The 2,264-nt window shown below is 61.9% G+C and carries 1 rRNA gene; it reads left to right on the top strand.

Going from position 1 to position 2,264, the window contains the following annotated elements:
- Positions 1 to 416: 416 nt before the first annotated feature.
- Positions 417 to 1,938 (top strand): 16S ribosomal RNA (locus tag FXO18_RS15785).
- The last annotated feature ends 326 nt before the right edge of the window (positions 1,939 to 2,264 follow it).

Genomic DNA, 2,264 nt, shown 5'->3' with positions numbered 1-2,264 from the left:
TGGCTGTGCCTGGGGGAGCTTCCCCGCCGTGTTCGGCGGGGTGCCTGGTGGGCGTGTTGCTTGAGAACTCAACAGTGTGCCAGTTTTGTTTTTGGTGAGAATGGATCCTGGCTGTCGCCGTGATCGGTCCCCTAGTCGGGGCGGGTCGTGGTGGGTGGCCGGGTGATGATCGCGTGGGTGCCGCGAGCGCGCGGGGCCGGTTTCGGTCTGGTGTGCCGCTGTTGGTGGCATATCTTTCTGCGCGTGGCGTCCTTGCTCCTGGGTGGGCCCCTCCTCGTCGGGGTGGTCGCCTGGTCGTGCTGGGGCGCCGATTGAGCAAGACAATTTGCAAGGCCAGTAGTTTGGTCTTCGGATAGTACTGATTCGCCCGTGGCTCCTTGTCCTCCGGGGCGGGGGCGCGGGCGGGTTGATGGTTCTTGACGGAGAGTTTGATCCTGGCTCAGGACGAACGCTGGCGGCGTGCTTAACACATGCAAGTCGAACGGTAAGGCCCTTCGGGGTACACGAGTGGCGAACGGGTGAGTAACACGTGGGTAATCTGTCCCGTGCTCCGGGATAAGCCTGGGAAACCGGGTCTAATACCGGATGCGACCCGGCCCCGCATGGGGCTGGGTGGAAAGCGCTATGTAGCGGCATGGGGTGGGCCCGCGGCCTATCAGCTTGTTGGTGGGGTAATGGCCTACCAAGGCGGTGACGGGTAGCCGGCCTGAGAGGGCGACCGGCCACACTGGGACTGAGACACGGCCCAGACTCCTACGGGAGGCAGCAGTGGGGAATATTGCACAATGGGCGCAAGCCTGATGCAGCGACGCCGCGTGGGGGATGACGGCCTTCGGGTTGTAAACTCCTTTCAGCGCCGACGAAGCGGAAGTGACGGTAGGCGCAGAAGAAGCACCGGCCAACTACGTGCCAGCAGCCGCGGTAATACGTAGGGTGCGAGCGTTGTCCGGAATTACTGGGCGTAAAGAGCTCGTAGGTGGCTTGTCGCGTTGCCTGTGAAAACCTGGGGCTCAACCCCGGGCGTGCAGGCGATACGGGCAGGCTCGAGTACTGCAGGGGAGACTGGAATTCCTGGTGTAGCGGTGAAATGCGCAGATATCAGGAGGAACACCGGTGGCGAAGGCGGGTCTCTGGGCAGTAACTGACGCTGAGGAGCGAAAGCGTGGGGAGCGAACAGGATTAGATACCCTGGTAGTCCACGCCGTAAACGGTGGGTACTAGGTGTGGGCCCCATTCCACGGGGTCCGTGCCGCAGCTAACGCATTAAGTACCCCGCCTGGGGAGTACGGCCGCAAGGCTAAAACTCAAAGGAATTGACGGGGGCCCGCACAAGCGGCGGAGCATGTGGATTAATTCGATGCAACGCGAAGAACCTTACCTGGGTTTGACATGCACGGGACGGTCGTGGAGACACGGCTTCCCTTGTGGCCCGTGCACAGGTGGTGCATGGCTGTCGTCAGCTCGTGTCGTGAGATGTTGGGTTAAGTCCCGCAACGAGCGCAACCCTTGTCTCATGTTGCCAGCACGTCATGGTGGGGACTCGTGAGAGACTGCCGGGGTCAACTCGGAGGAAGGTGGGGACGACGTCAAGTCATCATGCCCCTTATGCCCAGGGCTTCACACATGCTACAATGGCCGGTACAGAGGGTTGCGAGGCCGCGAGGCGGAGCGAATCCCTTAAAGCCGGTCTCAGTTCGGATCGGGGTCTGCAACTCGGCCCCGTGAAGCCGGAGTCGCTAGTAATCGCAGATCAGCAACGCTGCGGTGAATACGTTCCCGGGCCTTGTACACACCGCCCGTCACGTCATGAAAGTCGGTAACACCCGAAGCCCATGGCCCAACCCTTCGGGGAGGGAGTGGTCGAAGGTGGGATCGGCGATTGGGACGAAGTCGTAACAAGGTAGCCGTACCGGAAGGTGCGGCTGGATCACCTCCTTTCTAGGGAGCATGCGCATCCCGCCCATTCGGTGGGCGTGGGGTGCCATGTGCTCGTCGTCGTGGCCGTTCGTGCCGCGGGCGGGCATGCGGGTGGAACACCCGAGCGATCGTCGTCTTCCTTGGTTCTCGTCCTTCTGCGGGGCTGGCATGCTGTTGGGGTTCTGAGGCCGCACGCTTTGTTGCGCGCGTTCCTCTGGTGGCCCGTCGTTGGGTGCTGCTGCCGTGAATCGGTGGCGGGATCGGTGGCGGGCGTGCTGCTTGAGAGCTGGATAGTGGTGTAGCGAAACATCTTTGATCGATGTGCGATTATTTTTTGTGCCGAGAAG

The sequence above is a fragment of the Lolliginicoccus suaedae genome, assembly GCF_008312885.1.
In the GTDB taxonomy this organism is placed as follows: Bacteria; Actinomycetota; Actinomycetes; order Mycobacteriales; family Mycobacteriaceae; genus Lolliginicoccus; species Lolliginicoccus suaedae.
The sequence above is the reverse complement of the archived record's forward strand: the minus strand, read 5'-3'. Positions and strand labels throughout refer to the sequence as shown.